Source organism: Enterobacter cloacae complex sp. IR53030 (assembly GCF_049238365.1).
Classification (GTDB): Bacteria; Pseudomonadota; Gammaproteobacteria; order Enterobacterales; family Enterobacteriaceae; genus Enterobacter; species Enterobacter kobei.
This window is the reverse complement of the sequence record NZ_JBMKHA010000004.1, coordinates 103274-123536: the sequence shown is the minus strand read 5'-3', so window position 1 is coordinate 123536 and position 20263 is coordinate 103274. Positions and strand designations below refer to the sequence as shown.

At 56.0% G+C, this 20263-nt stretch carries 21 protein-coding genes; 4 read left to right on the top strand and 17 right to left on the bottom strand.

Translation table 11 applies throughout. The features are described 5' to 3' along the window. Positions 1–35: 35 nt before the first annotated feature. Positions 36–737 (bottom strand): pirin family protein, encoded by a 702-nt coding sequence (locus tag ACOTXR_RS05885; RefSeq protein WP_014885335.1) that lies wholly within the window; start codon positions 735–737, stop codon positions 36–38. A 104-nt stretch (positions 738–841) separates the two neighbouring features. On the opposite strand from ACOTXR_RS05885, the gene ACOTXR_RS05880 reads away from it, so the two are divergent. Beyond that, positions 842–1744 (top strand): LysR family transcriptional regulator, encoded by a 903-nt coding sequence (locus ACOTXR_RS05880; RefSeq protein WP_014885334.1) that lies wholly within the window; start codon positions 842–844, stop codon positions 1742–1744. A 41-nt stretch (positions 1745–1785) separates the two neighbouring features. Here ACOTXR_RS05880 and ACOTXR_RS05875 read toward each other — a convergent pair whose 3' ends face one another. The 11 genes from ACOTXR_RS05875 to ACOTXR_RS05825 all read right to left on the bottom strand — a co-directional run bounded on the left by ACOTXR_RS05875 (position 1786) and on the right by ACOTXR_RS05825 (position 9137). Next, positions 1786–2151, bottom strand: coding sequence for a DUF805 domain-containing protein (locus ACOTXR_RS05875; RefSeq protein WP_014885333.1), 366 nt, complete (start codon positions 2149–2151; stop codon positions 1786–1788). Between the two features lie 107 nt (positions 2152–2258). Then, positions 2259–3245, bottom strand: a complete 987-nt coding sequence (locus tag ACOTXR_RS05870) for a glutathione S-transferase family protein (RefSeq protein WP_014885332.1) — start codon at positions 3243–3245, stop codon at positions 2259–2261. 71 nt (positions 3246–3316) lie between these two features. Continuing rightward, positions 3317–3709: a DoxX family protein gene (locus ACOTXR_RS05865; RefSeq protein ID WP_014885331.1), complete on the bottom strand. Its 393-nt coding sequence runs from the start codon at positions 3707–3709 to the stop codon at positions 3317–3319. Between the two features lie 280 nt (positions 3710–3989). Further along, positions 3990–4286, bottom strand: a complete 297-nt coding sequence (locus tag ACOTXR_RS05860; RefSeq protein ID WP_014885330.1) for a YqjK-like family protein — start codon at positions 4284–4286, stop codon at positions 3990–3992. Beyond that, positions 4283–4681, bottom strand: coding sequence for a phage holin family protein (locus tag ACOTXR_RS05855; protein WP_014885329.1), 399 nt, complete (start codon positions 4679–4681; stop codon positions 4283–4285). The genes ACOTXR_RS05860 and ACOTXR_RS05855 overlap by 4 nt, the downstream gene beginning before the upstream one ends. Position 4682: 1 nt before the next feature. Beyond that, entirely contained in the window at positions 4683–4988 is a 306-nt protein-coding gene (locus ACOTXR_RS05850; RefSeq protein WP_008503141.1) for a DUF883 family protein, read from the bottom strand. 29 nt (positions 4989–5017) lie between these two features. Further along, the gene (locus ACOTXR_RS05845; RefSeq protein WP_014885328.1) at positions 5018–5386 is read right to left on the bottom strand and encodes a DUF1090 domain-containing protein; all 369 of its coding nucleotides are present in this window, start codon (positions 5384–5386) and stop codon (positions 5018–5020) included. Between the two features lie 143 nt (positions 5387–5529). Then, positions 5530–5913, bottom strand: coding sequence for an EnvZ/OmpR regulon moderator MzrA (gene mzrA / locus ACOTXR_RS05840; RefSeq protein ID WP_014885327.1), 384 nt, complete (start codon positions 5911–5913; stop codon positions 5530–5532). A gap of 2 nt (positions 5914–5915) precedes the next feature. Further along, a complete protein-coding gene (gene yqjA, locus ACOTXR_RS05835; protein WP_014885326.1) occupies positions 5916–6578 on the bottom strand; it encodes a DedA family general envelope maintenance protein YqjA in 663 nt (220 codons plus the stop codon). Positions 6579–6921: 343 nt separating this feature from the next. Beyond that, positions 6922–7698: a transcriptional regulator ExuR gene (exuR, locus tag ACOTXR_RS05830; RefSeq protein WP_014885325.1), complete on the bottom strand. Its 777-nt coding sequence runs from the start codon at positions 7696–7698 to the stop codon at positions 6922–6924. Between the two features lie 140 nt (positions 7699–7838). Beyond that, positions 7839–9137, bottom strand: coding sequence for an MFS transporter (locus ACOTXR_RS05825; RefSeq protein WP_023331362.1), 1299 nt, complete (start codon positions 9135–9137; stop codon positions 7839–7841). Positions 9138–9612: 475 nt separating this feature from the next. Between ACOTXR_RS05825 and uxaC the strand changes: the two genes are divergently transcribed. Further along, positions 9613–11025, top strand: a complete 1413-nt coding sequence (gene uxaC, locus ACOTXR_RS05820; RefSeq protein WP_014885323.1) for a glucuronate isomerase — start codon at positions 9613–9615, stop codon at positions 11023–11025. 17 nt (positions 11026–11042) lie between these two features. Next, positions 11043–12530 (top strand): UxaA family hydrolase, encoded by a 1488-nt coding sequence (locus ACOTXR_RS05815; protein WP_023337835.1) that lies wholly within the window; start codon positions 11043–11045, stop codon positions 12528–12530. A gap of 93 nt (positions 12531–12623) precedes the next feature. Here ACOTXR_RS05815 and sstT read toward each other — a convergent pair whose 3' ends face one another. The 4 genes from sstT to ACOTXR_RS05795 all read right to left on the bottom strand — a co-directional run bounded on the left by sstT (position 12624) and on the right by ACOTXR_RS05795 (position 16866). Beyond that, the gene (gene sstT / locus ACOTXR_RS05810) at positions 12624–13865 is read right to left on the bottom strand and encodes a serine/threonine transporter SstT (RefSeq protein ID WP_058690908.1); all 1242 of its coding nucleotides are present in this window, start codon (positions 13863–13865) and stop codon (positions 12624–12626) included. Positions 13866–14076: 211 nt separating this feature from the next. Beyond that, positions 14077–15042, bottom strand: coding sequence for a TerC family protein (locus tag ACOTXR_RS05805; RefSeq protein ID WP_047344557.1), 966 nt, complete (start codon positions 15040–15042; stop codon positions 14077–14079). A 251-nt stretch (positions 15043–15293) separates the two neighbouring features. Then, entirely contained in the window at positions 15294–16292 is a 999-nt protein-coding gene (locus ACOTXR_RS05800; protein WP_014885319.1) for a Gfo/Idh/MocA family protein, read from the bottom strand. 70 nt (positions 16293–16362) lie between these two features. Beyond that, positions 16363–16866 (bottom strand): YgjP-like metallopeptidase domain-containing protein, encoded by a 504-nt coding sequence (locus ACOTXR_RS05795; RefSeq protein WP_023331357.1) that lies wholly within the window; start codon positions 16864–16866, stop codon positions 16363–16365. An 83-nt stretch (positions 16867–16949) separates the two neighbouring features. On the opposite strand from ACOTXR_RS05795, the gene rlmG reads away from it, so the two are divergent. Beyond that, complete coding sequence (gene rlmG / locus ACOTXR_RS05790; RefSeq protein ID WP_014885317.1) at positions 16950–18086, top strand: 23S rRNA (guanine(1835)-N(2))-methyltransferase RlmG; 1137 nt, start codon at positions 16950–16952, stop codon at positions 18084–18086. Positions 18087–18168: 82 nt separating this feature from the next. Here the strand turns inward: rlmG and ACOTXR_RS05785 are convergent, their stop codons facing one another. Continuing rightward, positions 18169–20190 (bottom strand): NADPH-dependent 2,4-dienoyl-CoA reductase, encoded by a 2022-nt coding sequence (locus tag ACOTXR_RS05785; protein ID WP_058690909.1) that lies wholly within the window; start codon positions 20188–20190, stop codon positions 18169–18171. Positions 20191–20263 lie beyond the last annotated feature (73 nt).

Sequence of the window (20263 nt, the reverse complement as noted above, 5' to 3'; positions counted from 1 at the left end):
AACCCCTCTCCCGTTTGGGAGAGGGGTAAGGTTAATTACACCGGTAAATCAATCAGTAGCGCCCGCAATGCCGTATCGGCCTCCAGGGTAATATTCGCTTCATCACGAATAAACGCCCCGTCACCACAGGTGAGCGCCTCTTTCTCTTCCGTATGCGTTACGGCATGCACCGTACCGTGGATGGACTGTAAATACGCACGCGGTCCATGAAGCTGGAAGCTCGCCTGTTCACCTTTCTTCAGTTCGATATGATGCAGCCATACCTGCTGACGTAGCTGCAGGCTGCCTTTGCTGCCATCAGGCGACGCAATCAGCTGCTGCTTATCGCCCGTTAAATCTACCTTTTGTACCAGCGGGTTTTCCCGCTCAGGGCAGGCGTCCAGCCACAACTGCATACGGGTCAGCGTTTTATCTTTGCTGAGGTTATGCTCGCTGTAACTGATGCCCGGCTGCGTGGAAATTAACAACGCTTCGCCAGCCTTTGCCTGGACATGATTGCCCTCGCTATCGCGGTATTCTGCCTCGCCTTCCAGGATCAGGTTCAGGATATCGACTTTCGGGTACGTACGCGGCTGGAAGGACGCGCCAGGGGCGAGCACTTCCTGGTTCAACACGCGTAATGAAGCGTAACCGAGGAGTTTAGGGTCAAAGTAGTGTCCAAAAGAAAAGGTGTAGCGGGCCTGCAGCCAGCCGAAATCGGCTTGTCCGCACTGTTTAGCTGTTCTTGTCGTAATCATAAACTTGACCTCTCTTTACACTAAAACAATGGTAAAGGTATGGACGCTGCATTGTTAGCCAGATATTCTGCCCGGTATGTTCAAATTTCCTGAATGAGAACGAGATGGCTAAAGAGAGAGCATTGACGCTTGAGGCGCTTCGCGTCATGGACGCGATTGACCGGCGCGGCAGTTTTGCGGCAGCCGCTGATGAACTGGGGCGCGTTCCGTCGGCGCTGAGTTACACCATGCAGAAGCTGGAAGAGGAGCTGGACGTGGTGCTGTTTGACCGCTCCGGTCATCGAACAAAATTCACCAACGTGGGCCGAATGCTGCTGGAGCGCGGTCGCGTGTTGCTGGAAGCGGCGGATAAGTTAACGACCGATGCCGAAGCGCTGGCGCGCGGTTGGGAAACCCATCTGACGTTAGTGACCGAAGCGCTGGTGCCTACTGAAGCGCTGTTCCCGCTGGTTGACCGTCTGGCTGATAAAGCGAACACGCAGCTGTCGATCATTACCGAAGTGCTGGCAGGCGCGTGGGAGCGCCTGGAGACGGGCAGGGCGGATATCGTTATTGCGCCGGATATGCACTTCCGCTCGTCGTCGGAAATCAACTCGCGCAAGCTCTACAGCGTGATGAACGTTTACGTTGCCGCACCCAATCACCCGATTCACCAGGAGCCAGAGCCGCTCTCTGAGGTGACGCGCGTGAAGTATCGCGGCGTGGCGGTCGCTGATACCGCGCGTGAACGTCCGGTGCTGACGGTGCAGTTGCTGGATAAACAGCCTCGTCTGACGGTCACTTCACTGGAAGACAAACGACAGGCGCTGCTGGCCGGGCTTGGCGTGGCAACCATGCCGTATCCGTTTGTGGAAAAAGATATTGCGGAAGGGCGTCTGCGCGTTGTGAGCCCGGAGTACACCAGCGAAGTGGACATTATTATGGCCTGGCGCCGCGACAGCATGGGCGAAGCCAAATCGTGGTGCCTGCGCGAAATACCCAAACTCTTTGCGCATCACAACAAATAAGCGTGCAGGCCCGGTAAGCGTAAGCGCCACCGGGCAATAATTTACGCAGCGATCTTAGGATCCGGACCAAAGCGGTTTTCGCCCGGCGTACCAGACTGGCAGTTGAAGATCAAAATCACAATCCATCCCACGATCGGGATCAGCAGCAGCAACAGCCACCACGCCGAACGATCGGTATCGTGGAGGCGTCGAAACTGCACGGCCCAGGAAGGCAACAGAATAAATAAGCCGTAAATTGAGGTGAGAACGCCTTCCCCGCTCGCCCACTCCCAGCCCAGAATTTTATCCACGATGCTTAGCACCAGCGCGAAGATGAAGTTCACCAGAATGAACATCCAGTACTCTTTGCGGCGGGCGCGGCCACCAAATCCAATATAGTTGCGCAGTACGTTTAAATACCAGTCCATTTTTCCTTGCCTCAATAATCGGTCAATCACTTGTTTTTTAAGCGATCGAGATAAGGATAGATGGAGATTGTGAATTAAAAAAGGGCATCTGGTGATGCCCTTGATATTTATCCAAAACGCACGTCGCGACCGTGCGGCTCATCCAGATCCTGCCACGGGCCGATGGAGATAATGCCCGTCGGATTAATGGTCTTGTGGCTGCGGAAATAGTGGGTGCGGATATGGTCGAAGTCGACCGTTTCGGCAATGCCCGGCATCTGGTAGATGTCGCGCAGGAAACCATACAGGTTCAGATAGTCACTGATACGATGCTTGTCGCACTTAAAGTGAGTGACATAGACCGGATCAAAGCGCACCAGCGTGGTCCACAGACGAATATCGGCTTCCGTCAGGCGGTCGCCTGTCAGATAGCGATGCTGGCCGAGGATCTGCTCCAGACGCTCCAGCGATTCAAACACTTTCCCGACCGCGTCGTCATAGGCTTCCTGACTGGTCGCAAACCCGGCTTTATAGACACCGTTGTTGACGTTGTCGTAGATCCAGCTGTTCAGCTCGTCAATTTTATCGCGCAGCTCAACCGGGTAGTAGTCCCCGGCGCGGGCGCCGTGTGCATCAAACGCGGTATTGAACATGCGGATGATTTCCGCAGATTCGTTGCTGACAATCGTCTGGTTTTTCTTGTCCCACAGTACCGGGACAGTAACGCGTCCGGTGTAGTGCGGATCGGCGCGCAAATAAAGCTGGTAGAGGAAATCGTGGTGGTAAAGATCGTCGCCGGTCGCGGCGGGGAAATCACTGTCAAACGTCCAGCCGTTTTCCAGCATCAGCGGGTTGACCACCGAAACCGGAATGAGGGATTCAAGGCCTTTAAGTTTGCGCACAATCAGCGTGCGGTGTGCCCACGGGCAGGCCAGAGAAACATAAAGATGATAACGATCTTTCTCGGCCGCGAAGCCGCCTTCACCGCTCGGGCCAGGTGCGCCATCGGCGGTCAGCCAGTTACGGAAGGCCGAAACAGAGCGCTTAAAGCGTCCTCCGGTGGATTTTGTGTCATACCAGACATCCTGCCAGACGCCGTCTACGAGTTGTCCCATTTTTTCTCCTCCGTCAGATAGCAAAAGCGAGGAGATGTCTCCTCGCTTTGTGTTTATTCAGTATAGCGTGCTTACCACTTCTTATTCAGAAGGCGGTCGATGCTGTATGCGCCCGGGCCAGTGACTGCCAGCAGCAGGAAGCCACCCGCGATGGTCAGGTTTTTCATGAACATCAGAGAGTTCACGCCTTCCGCAAAGTTGCTGTGGAAGATGAACGCTGTCAGCACGGTAAAGCCCGCGGTAAACAGCGCGGTGGTACGGGTCAGGAAACCGAACAGAACCGCCAGGCCGCCGCCGAACTCAAGCAGAATGGTCAGAGGCAGCAGGAACCCCGGCACGCCCATGGCTTCCATGTACTGCTGGGTACCCGCATAACCGGTGATTTTTCCCCAACCCGCTACGATAAACAGGATTGGCATCAGAATACGCGCTACCAGTACACCAACATCTTCTAATTTTTTCATTTTACTCTCCAGGAAACCACATCAGCGGCTGAACTTTATTTGTGTGCAATTCCGGGTAGATACCGCGGCTTTGCTGTCGATGGAGAGGATAATAAACGGGGCGGGTGACAATTGTTAGCAAGGAAAACTGTCAATCTTCTTCAAAGATATTGAGTAAAAACAGGTGCGCGCTGGTGCCCTCACCCCAACCCTCTCCCACGGGGAGAGGGCGCAAAAACAAAAAACGGTAACCTGAGTTACCGTTTTGCTTTTACCTCGAAGCCGCCACCCGGCGAGAAGGCTACCTCAACTGCTGCTGACGCAACGTCGCTTTCACCAAACGCCAGGCGCTCCAGGCACCAAAACCGCGGCGTGCCCAGCGGATGAGCATATTTGGATGACGAACCGTCCAGATAGCCATTACGCTACTGCCGACCAGCGCCCATGAACGCAGGCTCAGAAAGGTATTCCAGCCACGGTCAAACCGCCGCGTCGCGTCAATCCAGTCGCGACGGCTGGCAGAAAGATCCAGCCGTTGCTGCTGGATCTGACTTAACAGGTAGGCTTTGCGCTTCTGACGTTCGGCTTTATCGCTCACGGCTTGTCATCCTCCAGCAGGGCGCGATCGTTAGCCAGCTCCTGACGCGTATGGCGCAGGAAAGTGGACTTGCGTGCTTTGCGCAGCGTCCAGATGCCGCCAATCAACGCGGCGACCAGCAAAACGACGGTGGTGGCAATCATCGCGTTGAGTCGATACTGCGGATCAATGGCCCAGATGATTAACACCATCAGGCTCATCAGACCAAATGCGGCGAAGAGCATGGTCAGGCCGAGCATCAGCAGCATCTGGAAGAGATTTGCTTTCTCCTCTTCCAGCTCGACCACTGCAAGCCGGACGCGCGTTTCGGCAATCCCGACCAGCGTGGTTAAAATACGCTGGCCGATGCCGAGGACGTTGTTAGCAGGCCCTTGTGCGTGACGAGGATCTTCCATATCAACGACGCGTCAGAAGAACACCCAGTACCACACCGACGGCGGCACCAATACCTACCCCCGTCCATGGATTATCGCGCACATATTCGTCCGCGCGAGCCGCCGCTTCACGGGTCTGTTTTGCCAGTGCATCACCGGTTTCACCCAGGCGGTAGCGGCTCTCTTTCAGCGCCTGCTCCGCTTTGCTACGCAGCTTGCTCACTTCTTCTTTCGACTTGTCGGCGGAAGAGTTCAACACCTCTTCAAGGGTATCGGCCAGGGATTTCAGTTCAGCGCGCAGATGTTCAGACGTCGTATCTTTTGACATGATTCTCTCCTGTTGAGATTTCCGTTAACTCAATAATCGCGAGCTTCCAGCGCTTTCAGGTCGTCCTGCGCTTCTTTCAACTTCTTCTCGCGCTTAGCAATTTTTTCCGCATCCCCTTTCTCTTTCGCTTCCTGCAGGTCTTGACGGCGCTCGGCTATCTCGTCCTTCTGTTCAGCGATTTTTTTCTGATGATCGGCACGTAGCTTGCTGTCTGTACAGTTTGCTTTCACTTCGCTCAGCGCTTTTTTAAGACCATCAACACGGTGCTGATTGTTATGCTTTTCGGCATAACCGATCTCACGCTGAATATCCTGTTCTTTCTCCTGACAGAGAGAGTTGGCGAAGGTCGCTGTGCTTAAAGAAAAAAGGGCCAGAGCCAGAGTCATGCGGAATTTCATTATCGAAACCTTCCATTGTGTTGCGGCGTAAGCCGCTTTCCAGAATGATGCGGAGTACATTCGAGGGGTGCTCCGCGTACTTAAGCATAGTAAGTAAACGGGGGATTCACCAAAGTGAGTGAAAAGATTCGGAATCCTGGTAATTATCCAAACCGATGCGACGTATCGCGAATCAATGACAGCCACGCCGCTGGCTGGTTGTCATCTTCCTGCTGGGCAATGATATACCCACGCGGCAGCGTACGGTCAAGAACCGCTTTCGCCGCGGCGCTCTGCGTGCGGGAGTCAAACTTGATCAGTAGCACATCGTCTTTCGGCGTAATGCTTTTAAAGCGGATCCCGTTCGCGTCCAGATGATGCCAGACAGAGAAACCGTCGGGCACGCTGGCGCCCTGATTAACCGGACGAATGGCCAGCGTAGATTCCTCATGTGAAAGCGCGCTCCAGGCCAGCAGAAGGGCGCAGAGGAACATCAGTACAATGAATGCACAGGCAGAACGGCGCAGGGCGAGGGGAGAGATAACCATCGTTAACCTCGCGCTCCGTACTTTTTCTTCCACAGAACGACCAGCGAGCCAATCAGGCCGAAGACCAGCAGAACCACTGGAAGCAGCATCAGACAAGACATCAGCTGATCTTCATATTTCATGAAGACCGGCGTTTTACCCAGCGCATAGCCCAGCGTCGTCAGGATCAGCACCCACAGCAGGCCGCTCATCCAGTTAAAGAACTGGAAGCGCGTGCTGCTCAACCCGGACAGCCCGGCAATGGTGGGCAGCAGGGTGCGCACAAAGGCAATAAAGCGGCCCATCAGCAGTGCGGAAAGCCCGTGCTTATGGAAAAGGTGATGCGCCCGCTGGTGGTAATGCGCCGGCAGATGAGAAAGCCAGTTCTGTACGATCCGGGTATTGCCCAGCCACCTTCCCTGGATATAACTTACCCAGCAGCCGAGGCTGGCCGCGATGGTCAGTAATAAAACGGTTTGCGGGAATGCCATTGCCCCTTTGGCACACAGCACACCGACAAGCACCAGCAAACTGTCACCCGGTAAGAAGGCCGCAGGCAGCAAACCATTCTCCAGGAACAGGATCATAAATAAGACAAAATAGAGCATGCCAATCATGGAAGGGTTGGCCAGCGTTTCAAAATCCTGCGCCCAGAGGGCTTGCAGTAGTTGAGTCAAAAGTTCCATTCAGTGTTCCTGGAAATCGGTTAACGTCACGCCTGTTAGCCGGGACAAACAGTACGGCGACATTGTTGTGATTTCATTATGGTCGCTCGCGGACACATTGCGGTGTGGCCAACACTGTTCCCTGTTAATTGGCTGGTTAGCAAGCACTAACTTACAAAATAACGAAGTGAATCCAATTGTAACAAAGCCCAACGTTCTGCGTCACAGAATTTGCAGGGTGAGGTGATTTTGGCGTAAGCCCTGGAAGTGAGCGAGGGGATTTACAAAGGCTGACACTATATATGTTTTGCTTACCCACTTAAGCCGGAAGGCGCAGCGAAGCGCCTGCCAGCAGAAAGGTCATCTATTTTGCGGCACTGGGTGCCGTATCAAGATGAACCACTGGATTATCAGCAAAAAGATAGCGGTCTGCATTAAATTCGAAGTCGTCGCTGGTTTCATTGAACAGCATCTGCTTGGTGTTTTCCAGATGTTGCCACATCGCCAGTTTTGCCGCGTGAGGATCTTTACGAATCAGCGCTTTAAGGATTTGATCATGATCGTCACACCAGTTGTCGACGGTGCGGGAATCGATATGATCGTGCAGTTTTTTCCAGTAAGGGTTGTGAACGCGCTGAGTCCACATTTTCTCAACGATTGCCGCCAGCGCCGTATTCTGGGTTGCCAGCGCAACCTGGACGTGAAACTGCAGGTCCCACTCAGAATCCCGGAAACATTTTTCTTTGCGGGCGTTCTCCTGGATTTCCATTAACTTCATGATGTCCTGCTTGGTCACCTGCGTCGCGGCAAATTCGGCAATATTGCTTTCGATTAACTGGCGAGCCTGGAGCAGCTCAAACGGACCATAGCTGGCGAATTCCAGACTTTCATCCGTTACCGGAGAGTGTTTAGGCTGATTGGAAATCACATGAATACCGGAGCCTTTGCGGACCTCAACATAGCCTTCCACTTCCAGCATGATAATGGCTTCACGCACGACGGTACGGCTCACGCTTTTTTCATCGGCAATGAAACGCTCGGCGGGAAGTTTATCACCGACAAGATAGACGCCTTGCTCGATGCGATCTTTCAGCTCCGCAGCAAGTTGTTGATATAAACGACGTGGTTCGGTGATGTCCATATGCGCTCCAGGCAGGGTACGGCAGATGATTTGTTATACCACTTCTGCGTGCCACTCTCCAGATTTTGACATGAAAAAAGCCGCTACGGAGCGGCCTTTAAATGCCGGGTAAGGCGAAGCCGCCACCCGGCACGGCGATGCTAACTCTGCGTGGCCGGTTTCCCGAGCGTCTCTTTCTGCAGCTCCTCGGCGGATTTGTTTTTCAGTACCGTCCAGATCACTACCGCACCCATCAGGTCGAAGACGGCCAGCACGGCGAACAGCGGGCTAAAGCCGATGGTGTCTGCCAGGGCACCCACTACCAGCGCAAACAGCGTACTTGCAGTCCATGCCGCCATCCCGGTCAGGCCGTTAGCGGTGGCGACTTCATTACGGCCGAAGACGTCAGACGAGAGCGTAATCAGCGCGCCGGAAAGTGACTGGTGAGCAAAACCGCCAACGCACAGCAGCGCGATAGCCACGTAAGGGCTGGTGAACAGGCCAATCATCCCCGGTCCAATCATCAGCAGCGCGCCCATGGTCACGACCATTTTACGGGAGACAATCAGGTTCACACCAAACCAGCGCTGGAACAGCGGAGGAAGATAGCCACCCACGATACAGCCCAGATCGGCGAACAGCATCGGCATCCAGGCGAACATCGCGATCTCTTTCAGGTTAAAGCCGTAGACCTTAAACATGAACAGCGGGATCCACGCGTTGAACGTCCCCCAGGCAGGCTCAGCGAGGAAGCGCGGCAGGGCAATACCCCAGAACTGACGGGTGCCCAGGATCTGCCAGACGGACAGTTTCTTGCCGTTGTTGACCTGATGCTGCGCTTCCTGACCGCCAATAATGTATTCGCGTTCTTCTTCGGAGAGTTTTTTCTGGTCGCGCGGATGCTTGTAGAAAATCAGCCACGCCATTGCCCATGCGAAGCTCAGCACGCCTGAGATAATGAACGCCAGCTGCCAGCTGTGCATCACGATAGCCCACACCACCAGCGGCGGTGCAATCATCGCGCCAATCGACGACCCCACGTTGAAGTATCCGACAGCAATGGAACGCTCTTTCGCCGGGAACCATTCGGAGCTGGCTTTCAGCCCTGCCGGGATCATCGCCGCTTCGGCGGCACCTACTGCACCACGCGCCAGCGCGAGCCCGCCCCAGCTGCCTGCCAGCGCCGTTGCGCCACAGAAAATGGCCCAGGTGACGGCGAAGAAGGCATAGCCGATTTTGGTGCCTAAAATATCCAGAACATAGCCAGCAACCGGCTGCATAATGGTATAAGCCGCGGAGTAGGCCGCAATGATGTAGGAATATTGCTGGGTTGAAATGTGCAGCTCTTCCATTAGCGTAGGCGCCGCCGCCGCTATGGTGTTACGCGTCAGGTAGCCCAGCACGGTGCCCAGCGTCACCAGTGCGATCATATACCAACGTAACCCTTTAATTTTACGCATCTAAAACCTCATCGTTATGTTATTTCCGTGCCAGAGCACGGCAACCTCTCAACCGTTTCCGGGAGCAGCTGTGTAACGGGAGGGGCGTAGCCGGAAGGTGTTTCCGGAACGGCCCGAACTTTGCCATCAGTAAGCGTCTTTCAGTCGGTATCCGTACCGTTAAATCCGATGTTTCACACCGGCAATGCATTCCGTCGGCTTATGGTTTGCGACGGCGAAAAGATAACTTGTCATACAACTTTAAAAGGTGAGTGACATCACAAATGTATGATTATTTGTGTGGGCATCCGCGCTTTGCAGATGAAGCCAGTACTGGCGCGGGGTGGAGAAGAGTTTACGTCATTCAGGGGGATTTATTTGTTGGCGTTTATTGATCTTACTCACGAAAAAAACGTCTGCCGATGGAAATTGGTGTGATAACTTTGCAGCATATGAACATACGCTTTCTGACGCTCCCGTAATGAGGATGACGATAATGACGCCGTTTATGACCGACGATTTTCTGCTAGATACCGAATTTGCTCGCCGTCTGTACCATGACTATGCCAAAGACCAGCCGATTTTCGACTACCACTGCCACTTGCCGCCGCAGCAGGTTGCCGAAAATTACCGTTTCAAAAACCTGTATGACATCTGGCTGAAGGGTGACCACTATAAATGGCGTGCGATGCGCACCAACGGTGTGGCTGAGCGCCTGTGTACCGGCGACGCCAGCGACCGCGAGAAGTTTGACGCCTGGGCCGCGACCGTTCCACACACGATCGGCAACCCGCTCTTTCACTGGACCCATCTGGAACTGCGCCGTCCGTTTGGCATCACCGGAAAACTGCTTTCACCTGCCACTGCGGATGAAATCTGGGACCAGTGCAACGAACTGCTGGCGCAGGATAACTTCTCCGCACGCGGTATCATGAAGCAGATGAACGTGAAGATGGTGGGTACCACCGACGATCCCATTGACTCCCTGGAACATCACGCTGTCGTGGCGAAAGATACCTCTTTCGATATTAAAGTGTTGCCAAGCTGGCGCCCGGACAAAGCTTTCAACATCGAACAGGCCACCTTCAACGATTACATGGCGAAGCTGGCCGAGGTGTCCGATACCGATATCCGCCGTTTCGCCGATCTGCAAACCGCGCTGACCAAACGTCTGGATCACTTTGCGGCACATGGCTGTAAAGTCTCTGACCATGCGCTGGACGTGGTGCTGTTTGCGGACGCCAGCGAAGCCGAGCTGGACAGCATTCTGGCGCGTCGTCTCTCGGGTGAAACGCTTAACGAGCACGACGTGGCGCAGTTTAAAACGGCGGTGCTGGTGTTCCTCGGTGCGGAATACGCCCGTCGCGGCTGGGTACAGCAGTACCACATCGGCGCGCTGCGCAACAACAACCAGCGTCAGTTCAAACTGCTCGGTGCTGACGTGGGCTTCGACTCCATCAACGATCGCCCGCTGGCGGAAGAGTTATCTAAACTGCTGAGCAAACAGAACGAACAAAACCTGCTGCCCAAAACCATCCTGTACTGCCTGAACCCGCGCGATAACGAAGTGCTGGGCACCATGATTGGCAACTTCCAGGGCGAAGGGATGCCGGGCAAGATGCAGTTCGGTTCCGGCTGGTGGTTCAACGACCAGAAAGATGGCATGGAGCGTCAGATGACGCAGCTGGCACAACTTGGCCTGCTGAGCCGCTTTGTCGGCATGCTGACTGACAGCCGCAGCTTCCTGTCCTATACGCGCCATGAATATTTCCGCCGCATTTTGTGCCAGATGATTGGCCGTTGGGTTCACGCAGGCGAAGCGCCAGCCGATATCCAGCTGCTGGGCGACATGGTGAAAAACATCTGCTTTAACAATGCGCGTGACTACTTCGCCATTGAACTGAACTAAGGCCGTCTGAGGTTGATATGCAATACATCAAAATCCATTCGCTGGATAACGTTGCCGTCGCGCTGGCAGATTTAACCGAAGGGACGGAAGTGACCTTCAACAACCAGTCGGTGACGTTACGCCAGGCCGTTGGGCGTGGACACAAGTTTGCCCTGATCCCCATTGCGAAAGGGGAGAACGTGGTGAAGTACGGCTTGCCCATCGGTCATGCACTGGCGGATATTGCGCCGGGTGAATATATTCATTCCCACAACACCCGCACAAATCTGAGCGATCTTGACGAGTACAGCTATCAACCTGATTTCCAGTCGGAAGAAGAGCAGGCGGCGGATCGGGACGTGCAGATCTACCGTCGTGCGAACGGTGAGGTGGGGATCCGCAACGAGCTGTGGATCCTTCCAACCGTCGGCTGCGTGAACGGCATCGCACGCCAGATCCAGACGCGTTTTCTGAAAGAGACACACGATGCCGAGGGTACCGACGGCGTACATCTCTTCAGCCATACCTACGGCTGTTCGCAGCTCGGCGACGACCATATCAACACCCGCACTATGCTGCAAAACATGGTGCGCCACCCTAACGCGGGAGCGGTGCTGGTGATTGGCCTCGGCTGTGAAAACAACCAGGTCGATGCCTTCCGCGACACGCTGGGCGAATTTGACCCGGCGCGCGTTCATTTTATGGTATGTCAGCACCAGGATGACGAAGTGGAGGCGGGCGTGGAACATCTGCACCAGCTGTACGAGGTGATGCGTCACGATAAACGCCAGCCGGGCAAGCTAAGCGAGCTGAAGTTTGGTCTGGAGTGCGGCGGGTCCGATGGCCTGTCCGGCATCACGGCGAACCCGATGCTGGGCCGCTTCTCGGATTACGTGATCGCTAACGGCGGCACAACGGTGCTGACCGAGGTGCCGGAAATGTTCGGCGCAGAGCGCATTCTGATGAGCCACTGCCGCGACGAAGAGACGTTTGAGAAGACCGTCACCATGGTGAACGACTTCAAACAGTACTTCATCGCCCATAATCAGCCGATTTATGAGAACCCGTCGCCGGGTAACAAAGCGGGCGGGATCACGACGCTTGAAGAGAAATCCCTCGGTTGTACCCAGAAAGCGGGGGCAAGCCAGGTCGTGGACGTCCTGCGTTACGGCGAGCGCCTGAAAACCCACGGTCTGAACCTGCTGAGCGCACCGGGTAACGATGCGGTCGCCACCAGCGCGCTGGCGGGGGCTGGCTGCCACATGGTGCTGTTCAGTACCGGTCGCGGCACGCCGTACGGTGGCTTTGTGCCGACGGTCAAAATCGCGACCAACAGCGAGCTGGCGGCGAAGAAAAAGCACTGGATTGATTTCGACGCAGGCCAGCTGATTCACGGCAAAGCGATGCCGCAGCTGCTGACGGAGTTCGTGGACGCCATCGTGGCGTTTGCCAGCGGCAGACAGACCTGCAATGAGAAGAACGATTTTCGCGAGCTGGCGATCTTTAAGAGTGGTGTGACGCTTTAGGTTGAGTGCGGGCTGGTGCCCTCACCCCGGCCCTCTCCCACGGGGAGAGGGTGAAAACATTAAAAGCGGCAACCAGAGGTTGCCGCTTTGCTGTTAACCTCGCAGAGCGTTCTTCGCTAAACGCGCGTCTTCCGCCTGACAGGCCGCTGCGGTGAACAGCACATCGGTTGAGGAGTTCAGCGCCGTTTCGCAGGAGTCCTGCAATACGCCGATGATAAAGCCGACGGCCACAACCTGCATGGCGATCTCGTTCGGGATACCGAACATGTTACATGCCAGTGGGATCAGCAGCAGCGAGCCACCCGCCACGCCGGACGCGCCACAGGCACACAGAGAAGCCACCACGCTCAGCAGCAGCGCCGTTGGTAGATCGACCGGAACACCTAAGGTATGTACCGCTGCCAGGGTCAGCACGGTGATGGTGATTGCCGCGCCCGCCATGTTCACGGTCGCACCCAGCGGGATCGACACGGAATAGGTATCGCGGTCCAGATTCAGCTTCTCCGCCAGCGCCATGTTAACCGGGATATTTGCCGCAGAGCTGCGGGTGAAGAAGGCATACACCCCGCTCTCACGCAGGCAGGTTAGCACCAGTGGATACGGGTTGCGGCGGATCTGCCAGAACACCAGCAGCGGGTTGATCACCAGCGCCACCAGCAGCATACAGCCGACCAGAACAACCAGCAGCTGCGCGTAGCCCCACAGCGCGTCGAAACCGGTGGTGGCCAGCGTGGAGGAGACCAGCCCGAAAATACCGATTGGCGCAAAACGAATCACCAGTTTCACCATAAAGGTGACGGCATTCGATATATCGTTGACCAGATTTTTCGTGGTCTCGTTGCCGTGACGCAGCGCGAAGCCCAGACCAATCGCCCAGACCAGGATGCCGATGTAGTTCGCGTTCATCAGCGCCGTGATGGGGTTGGATACCATGCTCATCAGCAGACCGCGCAGCACTTCCACAATGCCGGACGGCGGTGTGATGTCACCGGCCGCGCTGGTCAGGTGCAGCGTAGACGGGAACAGGAAGCTAAATACCACGGCCGTTAAGGCAGCGGAGAAGGTTCCCAGAAGATACAGGAACAGAATAGGGCGAATGTTGGTTTTTTGTCCGTGCTGGTGGTTGGCAATGGAGGCCATGACCAGCATCAGAACCAGAACCGGTGCGACGGCCTTCAGGGCGCCAACAAAGAGGGTGCCGAGAAGCCCGGTGGCTTCTGCAGCGGGTTTTGACACCATTGCCAGCAGAATGCCCAGTACCAACCCGACGAGAATTTGTTTAACGAGGCTGCCCTGCGCCAGGCGCGCGAACAGACCGCTTGATTGTGTGCTCATACGTTATTCCTGAGTGAAATTGCGTTCCATCCTGTATGTGCTCTAAGTCACATTTATGTCCGGATGTAAGTATTTGTTTGCCTGGTTGAGTATCAGGGAAAGCAGGGCAAGGCGGAAGAGTAAAATGCTGGATTTTACGTGTTGCGTCATGTTTTTTAACTATTGGTTAACGGAAGTGCCGGGTGGCGCTGCGCTTACCCGGCAAAACGCACTAAACCTGCTGCTTCTTATCGTGCTGGCGGTTAACCCAGGTATTGATAATCAGCGTCACGATCAGAATGCCGAACACCACGCCGAGCGAGATAGCGATCGGGATATGGTAGAAATCGACGATCAGCATCTTGATACCGATGAACACGAGGATCACCGACAGGCCATACTTCAGCATCGAAAAGCGCTCTGCGGCACCTGCCAGCAGGAAGTACATGGCGCGCAGGCCAAGGATCGCGAACAGGTTAGAGGTCAGGACGATGAACGGATCTGTCGTCACCGCAAAGATGGCCGGAATGCTGTCTACGGCGAAAATCACGTCGCTCAGCTCAACCAGAATCAGCACCAGCAGTAGCGGAGTCGCAAACAGCAGACCGTTCTTGCGCACGAAGAAGTGCTCGCTCTCGATCTTATCCGTCATGCGCAGGTGGCTGCGGAACCACTTCACCAGAGGGCGATCGCCAATCGCGGAGCCGTCTTCTTTCGCCAGCGCCATTTTGACCCCGGTGAACAGCAGGAACGCGCCGAAGACGTACAGCAGCCATTCGAACTGGGTAATTAGCCAGCTACCGGCGAAGATCATGATCGTACGCAGGATAATCGCACCCAGCACGCCATAGACCAGCACACGGCGCTGCAGCGACGCAGGCACGGCAAAGTAACTGAACAGCATCAGCCAGACGAAGACGTTATCGACCGCGAGGGCTTTTTCAATCAGATAGCCGGTGAGGAAGGCGAGCGCCTGAGGATCGGCCACCGCACGGCCTTCGGTTGAGGCCAGGTACCACCAGAAGGCAGCACAGAAGAGCAGAGAGAGGGTGACCCATACCAGGGACCAGACGGCGGCCTGCTTTATGGACATGCCATGCTCACCGCGACGCCCCTGCAAAAAGAGGTCGATCGCCAGCATGATGAGCACGACAACCGCGAATCCGCCCCACAACATTGGAGTGCCGACAGAATGCATACTATTTTCCTTACACATAAAAAACAAAAACGGCTATGGTCAGAAGACGATAGCCGTTAGCTTTTTATGCATAGACCTCGCCTTCCGGCAAGGTCTCACTTACAACCACGAAGGTTGCCCGGCGACCGGATGCGATTTTGCACGCATCGTAATGACGATCCACCGGCGAAGAAGTTACTCCCCTTTGCAGGTAACAAAATATGTCAGACCATCGGTTTCGTCAATGGTCTGCGCCTTTTCATTACACAGCTTTACGCGATAGCTTCTGCGCCCACGCCGTCTGCAGGGAACACCACGCCGGTCTGACGGCGGATCTCCGTTTGCAGCTTCGCCGTGGTGCGGCTCACCGCGAGGCCCGGGTGATTCACTTCGTTGTCTTCCACGAGACGGGCGAAGACCTCTGCCTCATAGAGCATAGTGTTAATATGCTGAGGCTGCGTCAGCTCCTGCGCTTTACCGCCGCGCGGCACAAAGCTCACTTTCTGACACTCGGAGATCTTCTCAATCACCAGCGACCCGGCTTCGCCCTGAATTTCGCTCGGCAGCACAGAATCACTGACTTTAGAGTGCTGCAGCGTGACGCTGAAATCGCCGTAATCCAGCACCACGACGCCGTGCGCATCCACACCGCTTTCCAGCAGGCTGGCCGTGGCCGTGACGCCGTGCGGCTCGCCCCACAGCGCGATTGCAGAGGCCAGGCAGTAAAAACCGATATCCATAATCGAGCCGTTAGAGAAGGCCGGGTTAAAGGTATTGGGGTTCTCGCCGTCCAGATAACGCTGATAGCGCGACGAGTACTGGCAATAGTTGATGAAGGCTTTACGCACTTTGCCTATTTTCGGCAGCGACTGCTGCAATAGCAGGAAATTCGGCAGGCTGGCCGTTTTGAACGCTTCGAACAGCACCACCTGGTTTTCGCGGGCAAGCGCGATGGCTGCTTCCACTTCCTGGATATTCGACGCCAGCGGCTTCTCGCAAATCACATGCTTTTTATGGCTGAGAAACAGCTTCGTTTGGGGGAAGTGCAGGGAATTCGGGCTGGCGATATACACCGCGTCTATGGCGTCGCTTTGCGCCATCTCGTCGAGAGAGGTGAAGAGATGCTCGACGAGGTAATCATTCGCAAAACTCTGCGCCTGCTCAAGGCTGCGGGAATAGACTGCGGTGAGTTTAAGTTTGCCGGTTTCGTGGGCGGCGTCGACGAACTGGCGCGTGATCCAGTTCGTTCCAATGACTGCGAAACGTATCATAAACGTTTACGTACTCCGTAGCGGGGAACCTTTAACCACTGTAGCACGTCATCATGACAATTCGCGTGCGTTACTGCGCATTACTCTTTAACGATAAATGCGTCAGCCACAGCCGGGTATCAAACTCCAGCTGGTGGTACTGCGGCTCCATGTGGCAGCACAGGGAATAGAACGCTTTGTCGTGCTCTTTCTCTTTCAGGTGCGCCAGCTCATGGACCACGATCATCCGCAGAAAGGCTTCCGGTGCGTTACGGAAAACCGTCGCCACGCGGATCTCGGCTTTGGCTTTCAGCTTGCCGCCCTGCACGCGGGAGATAGCGGTGTGCAGGCCGAGCGCGTTTTTCAGAACGTGGATTTTGTTGTCGTACATCACCTTGTTGATCGGCGGCGCGCTCTTCAGATACCGGCTTTTTAGATCCTGCGTATACCCCCAGAGGGCTTTATCGGTCGTGAAATCGTGCGTACCGGGGTAGCGTTTTTCCAGCACCGCGCCCAGCTTCTGCTCGGCAATCAGGCTGCGAACCTGAGAAAGTAAATGCTCCGGGTAGCCCTGGAGATAAGTAAGTTGGTTCATCAACGCCCCAAATCGACAATAAAACGGGTATACTCACGCACCCTTTTCAGGGATACGCCAAATTTTACCATTCAGGAGGGCCGATGAGCCACTTAGACAACGGTTTCCGTTCACTCAACCTTAAACGTTTCCCGGAAACGGACGACGTTAACCCGCTTCAGGCGTGGGAAGCGGCGGATGAGTATCTGCTGCAGCAGTTGGATGATACCGAAATCCTCGGGCCGGTTCTGATCCTGAATGATGCATTCGGCGCGCTGGGCTGCGCGCTGGCGGAGCACAAACCTTACAGCATCGGCGATTCTTACTTAAGCGAGCTGGCGACGCGTGAAAACCTGCGCCATAACGAAATCGACGAATCCAGCGTGAAGTTCCTCGACAGCACCGCGGAGTACCCGCAGGCGCCGGGTGTGGTGCTGATTAAAGTGCCAAAAACCATGGCGCTGCTGGAGCAACAGCTGCGCGCGCTGCGAAAAGTCGTCACGCCAGAAACCCGTATTATCGCGGGTGCCAAGGCACGCGATATCCACACGTCGACGCTGGAGCTGTTCGAGAAAGTCCTCGGTCCAACCACCACTACGCTTGCCTGGAAAAAAGCGCGCCTGATCAACTGTACGTTTAGCGCACCGGAGCTGGCCGACGCGCCAGAGACGCTGAGCTGGAAGCTGGAAGGCACCGACTGGACCATCCACAACCATGCGAACGTCTTCTCCCGTACCGGCCTGGATATCGGCGCACGCTTCTTTATGGAACATCTGCCGGAAAATCTGGAAGGGGAGATCGTCGACCTGGGCTGCGGGAACGGTGTGATTGGCCTGACGCTGCTGGCGAAAAACCCGGACGCCAGCGTGGTGTTTAGCGACGAATCGCCAATGGCGGTGGCCTCCAGCCGTCTGAACGTGGAAACTAACCTGCCAGAGGCGCTGGATCGCTGCGAGTTTATGATCAACAACGCGCTCTCCGGCGTGGAGCCGTTCCGCTTCAACGCCGTGTTCTGTAACCCGCCGTTCCATCAGAAGCATGCCCTGACGGATAACGTCGCCTGGGAGATGTTCCACCACGCGCGCCGCTGTCTGAAAATCAACGGCGAGCTGTACATCGTGGCGAACCGCCACCTGGACTACTTCCACAAGCTGAAGAAAATTTTCGGCAACTGCGTCACCATCGCGACGAACAACAAGTTTGTGGTGCTGAAGGCGGTGAAGCTGGGGCGTCGTCGTTAAGGTTGTTTTGCCTGGCGGCGCTGCGCTTGCACAGGCCTACGGTTTTGTAGGCCCGGTAAGCGAAGCGCCACCGGGCAAGAAATCAAATCGCTAATGCCAGCTTCGTCCCCTGTGCAATCGCCCGCCGTGCGTCCAGCTCCATCGCCACATCGCATCCGCCAATCAAATGCACCGTTCTTCCGGCTTCGCGCAGCGGATCCGCCAGATCCCTTCTCGGCTCCTGCCCGGCACACAAAATCACATGATCCACGCGCAACAGCTGCGGTTCACCGCCGATCGTAACGTGCAGACCCTCGTCGTCGATCTTTTCGTAGCTCACCGCCGGGATCATCTTCACCCCGCGTGAAAGCAGGGTTGCCCGGTGGATCCAGCCCGTGGTTTTACCCAGTCCTTCGCCCGGCTTGCTGGCTTTACGCTGCAGCATCACAATCTGACGAGGGCTTTTCGGCAATTGCGGTCCTTCCGGACGCAGGCCGCCGGACTGGCTCAGGCTGGTGTCGATACCCCATTCCACGCAAAACTCGGCAATGTTCTGGCTGGTAGCCTCACCCGGCTGGCTTAAGTACATGGCGGTATCAAAGCCAATTCCGCCGCAGCCGATAATCGCTACGCTTTTCCCGACCGGCACTTTGTCACGCAATACGTCGAGATAGCTCAGCACTTTTGGATGATCGATACCTGCGATCACAGGCGTTCGCGGTACGATCCCGCTTGCCAGGATCACCTCATCAAAACCGATCAGATCCGCCGCGCTGACAAACTGATTGAGCCGGAGCTCGACGCCCGTCAGGTCGATCATCCGGCGATAGTAGCGCAGGGTCTCGTAGAACTCCTCTTTGCCGGGGATCTGTTTGGCGATATTAAACTGCCCGCCAATCTCGCCTGCAGCGTCAAAAAGCGTCACGCTGTGGCCGCGCGAGGCGGCATTCACTGCAAACGCCAGGCCCGCCGGGCCTGCGCCCACGACGGCCAGGCGTTTTATGCTGGCCGCCGGAACGACCGGCATTTTAGTTTCGTGGCAGGCTCTCGGGTTGACGAGGCAGGAGGTCACCTTGCCGACGAAGATCTGATCCAGGCAGGCCTGGTTACAGCCGATGCAGGTGTTGATCTCATCCGCGCGTCCGCTTTGCGCTTTGGACAGCAGCTCGGCATCCGCAAGGAACGGCCGCGCCATCGACACCATGTCGGCATCGCCGCGCGATATCACATCGTCCGCCACCTGCGGGTCGTTAATGCGGTTGGTGGTGACCAGCGGAACAGACACTTTGCCTTTCAGCTTACGCGTCACCCAACTGAATGCCGCGCGCGGCACCGGTGTGGCGATGGTCGGAATACGGGCTTCGTGCCAGCCAATCCCGGTGTTAATGAGGGTGGCACCAGCGGCTTCAATCGCCTGCGCCAGCTGCACGGTTTCGTCGAACGTCCCGCCGCCCTCCACCAGGTCGAGCATCGACAGGCGGAAGATGATAATAAAATCTGTTCCTGTTCGTTCGCGCACCGCACGCACAACTTCAACGGCAAAGCGCATGCGGCGGACATAGTCGCCGCCCCATTCGTCCTCGCGCTGGTTAGTGCGGGCGGCAAGGAATTCGTTAATCAGATAACCTTCTGAGCCCATAACTTCGACGCCGTCATAACCTGCTTCACGCGCCAGCGCCGCGCAGCGGGCGAAGTCGTCAATCAGCGCTATGATCTCGTCGTGGCTGAGGGCATGCGGTGTGAAGCGGTTAATCGGCGCCTGAATGGCCGACGGCGCGACCAGTTTCGGCTGATAGCTGTAGCGCCCGGTGTGCAGGATTTGCAGGGCGATTTTGCCGCCCTCTTTGTGAACCGCGTCGGTAACGATACGGTGATGTGCAAGCTGGCTCGCATCGTTCAACACCGCGCCACCTTCCATCGTCACGCCTGAAGACGCAGGTGCTACGCCACCGGTGACAATCAGCGCCACGCCATGCCGCGCGCGCTCGGCGTAGAAGGCCGCCAGACGCTCGGCACCGTCCGGACGCTCTTCCAGCCCAGTGTGCATCGAGCCCATTAACACGCGGTTTTTAAGGGTGGTGAACCCCAGATCCAGGGGGGCGAACAACGACGGGTAGCGGCTCATAGTCTCTTCCAGTGTAAAATTATTGTTATGTGGTCGGATGAGTTACTAATTTAGCCAGCGGCAGCGGAAAGGT

What these genes read in the sequence shown, in the direction of transcription:
- mzrA (WP_014885327.1), bottom strand. Translation starts at nt 5,913, where the DNA reads ATGGTTATCTCTCCCCTCGCCCTGCGCCGTTCTGCCTGTGCATTCATT.
- ACOTXR_RS05805 (WP_047344557.1), bottom strand. Translation starts at nt 15,042, where the DNA reads ATGCATTCTGTCGGCACTCCAATGTTGTGGGGCGGATTCGCGGTTGTC.
- yqjA (WP_014885326.1), bottom strand. Translation starts at nt 6,578, where the DNA reads ATGGAACTTTTGACTCAACTACTGCAAGCCCTCTGGGCGCAGGATTTT.
- uxaC (WP_014885323.1), top strand. Translation starts at nt 9,613, where the DNA reads ATGACGCCGTTTATGACCGACGATTTTCTGCTAGATACCGAATTTGCT.
- sstT (WP_058690908.1), bottom strand. Translation starts at nt 13,865, where the DNA reads ATGAGCACACAATCAAGCGGTCTGTTCGCGCGCCTGGCGCAGGGCAGC.
- ACOTXR_RS05885 (WP_014885335.1), bottom strand. Translation starts at nt 737, where the DNA reads ATGATTACGACAAGAACAGCTAAACAGTGCGGACAAGCCGATTTCGGC.
- ACOTXR_RS05855 (WP_014885329.1), bottom strand. Translation starts at nt 4,681, where the DNA reads ATGGAAGATCCTCGTCACGCACAAGGGCCTGCTAACAACGTCCTCGGC.
- exuR (WP_014885325.1), bottom strand. Translation starts at nt 7,698, where the DNA reads ATGGACATCACCGAACCACGTCGTTTATATCAACAACTTGCTGCGGAG.
- ACOTXR_RS05800 (WP_014885319.1), bottom strand. Translation starts at nt 16,292, where the DNA reads ATGATACGTTTCGCAGTCATTGGAACGAACTGGATCACGCGCCAGTTC.
- ACOTXR_RS05850 (WP_008503141.1), bottom strand. Translation starts at nt 4,988, where the DNA reads ATGTCAAAAGATACGACGTCTGAACATCTGCGCGCTGAACTGAAATCC.
- ACOTXR_RS05870 (WP_014885332.1), bottom strand. Translation starts at nt 3,245, where the DNA reads ATGGGACAACTCGTAGACGGCGTCTGGCAGGATGTCTGGTATGACACA.
- ACOTXR_RS05815 (WP_023337835.1), top strand. Translation starts at nt 11,043, where the DNA reads ATGCAATACATCAAAATCCATTCGCTGGATAACGTTGCCGTCGCGCTG.
- ACOTXR_RS05845 (WP_014885328.1), bottom strand. Translation starts at nt 5,386, where the DNA reads ATGAAATTCCGCATGACTCTGGCTCTGGCCCTTTTTTCTTTAAGCACA.
- ACOTXR_RS05785 (WP_058690909.1), bottom strand. Translation starts at nt 20,190, where the DNA reads ATGAGCCGCTACCCGTCGTTGTTCGCCCCCCTGGATCTGGGGTTCACC.
- ACOTXR_RS05825 (WP_023331362.1), bottom strand. Translation starts at nt 9,137, where the DNA reads ATGCGTAAAATTAAAGGGTTACGTTGGTATATGATCGCACTGGTGACG.
- ACOTXR_RS05865 (WP_014885331.1), bottom strand. Translation starts at nt 3,709, where the DNA reads ATGAAAAAATTAGAAGATGTTGGTGTACTGGTAGCGCGTATTCTGATG.
- ACOTXR_RS05795 (WP_023331357.1), bottom strand. Translation starts at nt 16,866, where the DNA reads ATGAACCAACTTACTTATCTCCAGGGCTACCCGGAGCATTTACTTTCT.
- rlmG (WP_014885317.1), top strand. Translation starts at nt 16,950, where the DNA reads ATGAGCCACTTAGACAACGGTTTCCGTTCACTCAACCTTAAACGTTTC.
- ACOTXR_RS05880 (WP_014885334.1), top strand. Translation starts at nt 842, where the DNA reads ATGGCTAAAGAGAGAGCATTGACGCTTGAGGCGCTTCGCGTCATGGAC.
- ACOTXR_RS05875 (WP_014885333.1), bottom strand. Translation starts at nt 2,151, where the DNA reads ATGGACTGGTATTTAAACGTACTGCGCAACTATATTGGATTTGGTGGC.